We start from the raw sequence: 5,187 nt of genomic DNA, 5'->3' as shown, positions 1-5,187 counted from the left end.
TCGTCACCTTCTTTTGACGCGGCCAAGGTTGACTGCAAGTGCCACCCCTACGATGAGCGCGGCACCGTTGACATACTCGGCAAGATAGGGAGGCGCCCCCGCAATGGCGAGACCGCTGTTAATGGTCGCGAGCAGAAATAGCGCCACGATCGTTCCGCCAACGTTGTACTGGCCCGGTTTGATCGCGGCGGCGCTCAGGAAGGCCGCTGCAAGGGCTGGCAGCGTTAGCGTTTCGCCAATGCGTGGATCTGCTCCCCCTGCGCGGGCCACCTGCAGAACTCCGGCGATCCCAGCCAAGCCGCCAGCGGCGACAAATGTGAACCCGAGAATGAGCTTCGTGCGCAGGCCAATCAGTGCAGCTGCCTCCCGATTAGAGCCTAGCGCGTATATGTATCGCCCAGCTGGCGTATGGACCAAGACGTAGTAGACGACCAGTGCGACACCTAGGAGCACGTAGGCAGTGTTAGGAACACCGAAAGTGTTTCCGGACCCAAAGCGCGTCAAAATGTGCGGAATATTGCTGACCTGCGCCGTGCCGCCGGTGACCTGCGTGACTACGCCACCCACAATTGCTGCCGTTCCGAGCGTCGTGATCACGGCGTTTGTGCCCACTTTCGTGATGAGAACGGCGTTCGATGCGCCCACAAGGACGCCTAGCGACACTCCCGCTGCCATAGCCATCCCAAGCGGTGTACCGTTGGACAGCAACTTAGCGCAAATTACTGCCGACAAACCGGCGCTTGCCCCTACCGACAAATCCCACTCGTTGCACACAAGCGGTATGAGTGCAGCCAGCGCGACGAGCGCAAGCACGGACTGGTTCCCAAAAATGACCTGAAGATTTGCGAGTGTCGGAAATGTATTTGCCGTCTTGGGATACACCGAAAAGAAGACGCAGACACCAATCAGTAGGATTAGCAGTGCATAAGCCTCCAAGTAGCGAAGCCAGCGGGAACCGCTGCGCTTTGTGTCACGCGGCGTCTCACGCACGCTCGCCTCCTCTTGAGGCCGTTTGTCTGTTTCCCTGGTAATTTGATTCATCCCTCTAGTTCCTCGATTGCCTGTTCCAGGCTACGGTCGTCCCCTGTGTGAGTTTCAAGCTCGAGCGCGATTGCTCCCTTTTTCATGACTACGATGCGATCGCATACCGCCTCGAGCTCGCTCACATCCGAGGTGACGAGCATTACACTCGTGTTTTCATCGGCCGCCTGCTGAATGAGCTCGTAAATCCCTGCCCGAGCCCCAACGTCAACCCCCTGGGTGGGTTCATCGAGCAGAAGAACCCGCGGCTTACGTCTCATCCAGCGAGCAATGAGAACCTTTTGCTGGTTCCCGCCGGAGAGAGATGCAAGCGGAGCGGCAGGACCGCCACACTCAACGCCAAACAGTGAAATCAGCTCGCGACTGTCGCGTCGCTCCCTCCCCGCACTTAGCCGACCGCGCCGCCAGTACCGATTGAGGCTTGCGATCGACAGGTTTTCAGAAACAGTCAAATCGAGAAAGGCAGACTCAACCAGTCGGTCCTCTGGGACATACCCGAACTCGGCCCGTTTTGCGTCGCTCGGAGATCGAAAGTCCAGACGCCGCCCCTCCCCGTCCTCGAGAAGTCCCCTCTCCAGTCGATCAATGCCGAACAGAAGCCGCAAGAGCGTGGTGCGGCCAGAGCCCAGTAGACCGATGATCCCAAGAACCTCTCCGAGGCGCAGCTCAAAGCTAGCATCCCTGACCGCTCCTCCAGCGAGGTGCTTTGCTCGCAGCGCAACCGGCGGGGCGGAGCCTGCATGCCGCCGTCGCATCGTCGTGCTTAGACTCTTACCTGCTATTGCCTCCGCTAGCGAGTCATAGGTGAAAAGGGACGTTGCCTGAGATACATGTACACGGCCATCACGCAACACCGTAATGCCATCGGTTGTCGAAAGGAGCTCGTCGAGCCTATGACTAACAAGTAGGATGGTTTGTCCTGAGCTCGCGAATCTCCTCAGAGCGGTCATCAATATCTGCACCTCGCTCTGTGGAAGCGAGGCCGTTGGCTCGTCAAGTATCAAGACGCCCTCGCCGTGTCCGTCAAGGTCCTGCAGTGCCCTCGCTATGGCGATCATTGCTCTTGTGGCAGGTCGGGCCTCCACCAACGCTTCCTCAGGTCGCGCCTGGATTCCAAACCTGGCCAACACACTTTCCGCATGGCGCCGCTGTACGCGCCAGTGAACCCTTCCCCCTCTTCCCTGCTCAAAACCATGGCCCAGCGCCAGATTTTCCGCTACGGTCAGGGACGGAAACACGGAGTTCTGCTGGTGCACCACCCGTAGACCCGCCCGCTTAACGTCACTAGGCGCCGCGGATTTCGCCGAGAACCTTCGCCCATAGACCGAAAACGTACCCGTATCGCCCTTCAACACACCGGCGAGAATCTTAATTAGGGTGGACTTACCTGAACCGTTGCCTCCAATAAGTCCGTGTATTTCACCGGTCTCTGCTGCAAACGACACGTCACTTAGCGCAGTAGTAGATCCGAAGGCTTTCGAAAAACCAGAGATCTCTAGGGCAGTCACTTTAGGTCGTCTCCGACTTCGTTCCGCGCTTGTGCTGATGAGGTCCGAGCGTACACACGGGGGGACGCCGACCTCAGCCGGCTACCTATTTCTCCAAAACACCGATACGAGGGTTCTCGCCGGAGGCAAGAAGAGCGCCTACTTCGGCTGCAGCGCGGTGACCGCTCTCGACAGCGCCCTCCATCCAGCCGGCCCACCCGGTGGCGGTGTCGGAGCCAGCAAAGAATATTCTTCCCTCGGCTTTCTGCATCTCACTCGCGAACCGCATGACCTGGCCGGGGCGGTACGCCAACCATGTTCCCTGGGAATACCTATCTTTTGTCCAGTCGTGACCTTCGCTGGCGATGACCTTGGCATTCGGAATGAACTCTCGAACAGCCTGTTCGACCTGTGCGCCATCGGTAACGTCGAAGACGCCGGCATCATCCCCAAACCCGACGATCAGGTTTCCCTCAGTCAGGCGGTACTCAGTTTGCATCCATTTCGCCTTAGTCTGGTAGCCCATGCCGTAGAAGTATCCGGGCACGTCTTCCACAAGAGCCCAAAACTTCGGACTGTGTCCAGCTTGCTTTTCCTTTGCCATTCGGGCCTTAGGCTCGCCTAGACTTGGCCGAAACTCAACATCCTCCCACGTATTGATTGGTGCGGCCAGAACCACAGCGCTCGCAGTGAACACGTCGCCCGTTCCGGTAGACAGCTTCACGCCTTCCTTGTGACTTTCAATTGAGGTCACCGGGCACTCCAGGGCCAGGTCGGCGCCCGCGTCTGCGAACATGTCACTAACAAGGCCGCGCGTCCCCGCCGCGAATTTCTCACTCAACGCTACGTACCACGCAATTGCGCTGTTGTCAAAGCCCGCGATCCAAGACAGGACGTGCAGAGTAGACACGTCGCCAGGGGCGCAGCCGAAGTAGAGCGACACCCAGGACAAAAGAAACTCAGAGACTCTCCTCGGAAGTTCTAGGGTCCCCAGCCACTCTGAAAAGGATACGTCGAGATCAGCCAGGTCTTGCTGATCAAGCGGTGCCTCACCGAAACGAACCCGCTGTGACGCAGAGTCTACGGCAACGAGAGCACGCTCAAATGCAAGCCACTCATCGACCGGGATGGGGAGTGGTCCACCGTATGACGTATCACCGAACGCCCACTTCCATTCGGTGCCCGTCGGGCTGAGAATCAGATCGTGACCGTAGCGCTCGATCTCAGCCGCGATCTGTGGCTGCCAAGCGGTGGCGATCCATGTGCCACCAAACTCGACCGAGCAACCCGTGTCGCCAAACTCTTTGAACCACGTTCGACCTCCAAGGCGGTCCCGGGCCTCAAGCAGAAGAACGCCGTGACCTTGATCACAAAGATCTCTGGCGGCGGTGACGCCCGCGAAGCCACCCCCAATTACAATTGCATCGTAATCCCTCGGCATGATCGCGCCCTTTCAGTAAATCGAGTTCCAGTAGCGAGATCCCTATTAAAAACGCCACCGAAAACGGTCGCCACCAGTAGATCGATCGATTTGTGGACCGACAACTAGACGATCGTCTAATGGGACGGTTCAAGAGCGAGACGCAAAGTGGTCACCTCGCTGCCGCGATCTTCTCCGCAGGGCTGCAGGTCATCTAGGGCCTCTAAAGCTAGCCACAATTCCGCAACATCTGCGGTATTTTTCAGACTTCTTCCGGTGAGCTCTTCAACCCTCTCGATTCGGTACACTAGAGTCTGCTTATGTATGTACAGTTCCTGCGCGGCATACTTCCATGAGCGGTTTCGCCCTAGGAACGATTTTAGGGAAGGAATAAGGTCCGCACCATGCTCGTTGTCGTACGCAAGTACCGGACGGAGAACCCTTTTAACCAAAGCCCGGGCGTCCGCGACGGACCTCGGACCGACAAAGGCTGAGGCTTCCTCGTATTTCAGGATGGCGACGCCGGTTCTCTTTGCGCGCTCCAAAGCCCAGCGGGACTCATACGCTGCTGCAGAGACGTCGCCGTCCCACTCAAAGCTGCCGCTGACCCCGACCGTGGCCTTATCCGCGAGCCACGTTAGCCACAATGCGCAATTGACCTTAGTGCACATAATAAGAGACTCCATGCTGCTCCACGAGCTGACGAGTCCTGGTGCTTGCTCGGGACGAAGTTGCGCGAGAGACGTTCCCCACTGCGAGTGCGCCGCCTCAATCGCCAAGAGTACAAACGGACCGCCAGGAAGCCCGTATCGGCCTAGTCTTGCGTCATTTTCCATCAGCACCGTATTTCCGGCGATCAATTGCGACAACAACACTCCACTTGACTCTAGAGTCTCTTCCCTCGATGCGCATTGTCGATCAACCCCGAGTGCTACGATCGCAGCAACGTGCTGCAGCACTGAATACGACGGCACCTGATCGAGGAACGGTGCCACAATGAGTGCTGTAGGGCAGCGTGTTGGCGATTCCAGCATGAGGACTGGTCTTTTCTCCTTTAGGCGCAGAAGTCCACGCGGAGAGGTGCGCTGCAAGCTCCAGGCATGAAGCGCAGCTTCAACTACAGAGCCACTCGCGCCAAATGCACCGCTGACAATGGGTGCGTCAGACTCGGTGGAGACGACCACCAGACCGCATTGAATCTCTTGCTCCATAGCTGAAATGATCTCACTGGCCGACGCA

General features: G+C 58.0%; 4 protein-coding genes. All 4 read right to left on the bottom strand.

Annotated elements, in window-relative coordinates; all coding sequences use genetic code 11:
* Nucleotides 1-3 precede the first annotated feature (3 nt).
* The gene (locus AB7F49_RS38035) at nt 4-990 is read right to left on the bottom strand and encodes an ABC transporter permease (RefSeq protein ID WP_428532795.1); all 987 of its coding nucleotides are present in this window, start codon (nt 988-990) and stop codon (nt 4-6) included.
* A 47-nt stretch (nt 991-1,037) separates the two neighbouring features.
* A complete protein-coding gene (locus tag AB7F49_RS38030; protein ID WP_428532792.1) occupies nt 1,038-2,549 on the bottom strand; it encodes a sugar ABC transporter ATP-binding protein in 1,512 nt (503 codons plus the stop codon).
* Between the two features lie 85 nt (nt 2,550-2,634).
* Nucleotides 2,635-3,969: a flavin monoamine oxidase family protein gene (locus AB7F49_RS38025; protein ID WP_428532789.1), complete on the bottom strand. Its 1,335-nt coding sequence runs from the start codon at nt 3,967-3,969 to the stop codon at nt 2,635-2,637.
* Between the two features lie 116 nt (nt 3,970-4,085).
* A partial coding sequence (locus AB7F49_RS38020) for a PucR family transcriptional regulator (protein ID WP_428532786.1) occupies nt 4,086-5,187 on the bottom strand: 1,102 nt, incomplete at its 5' end.

The sequence above is a fragment of the Pseudorhodoplanes sp. genome (assembly GCF_050250235.1).
GTDB lineage: Bacteria > Pseudomonadota > Alphaproteobacteria > Rhizobiales > Xanthobacteraceae > Pseudorhodoplanes.
Note: the sequence above shows the minus strand (reverse complement) of the source record. Positions and strands in the feature narration are given on the sequence as shown.

Excerpts from the sequence above, each read along its gene's own strand:
- AB7F49_RS38025 (WP_428532789.1), bottom strand. The coding sequence starts at position 3,969 with ATGCCGAGGGATTACGATGCAATTGTAATTGGGGGTGGCTTCGCGGGC.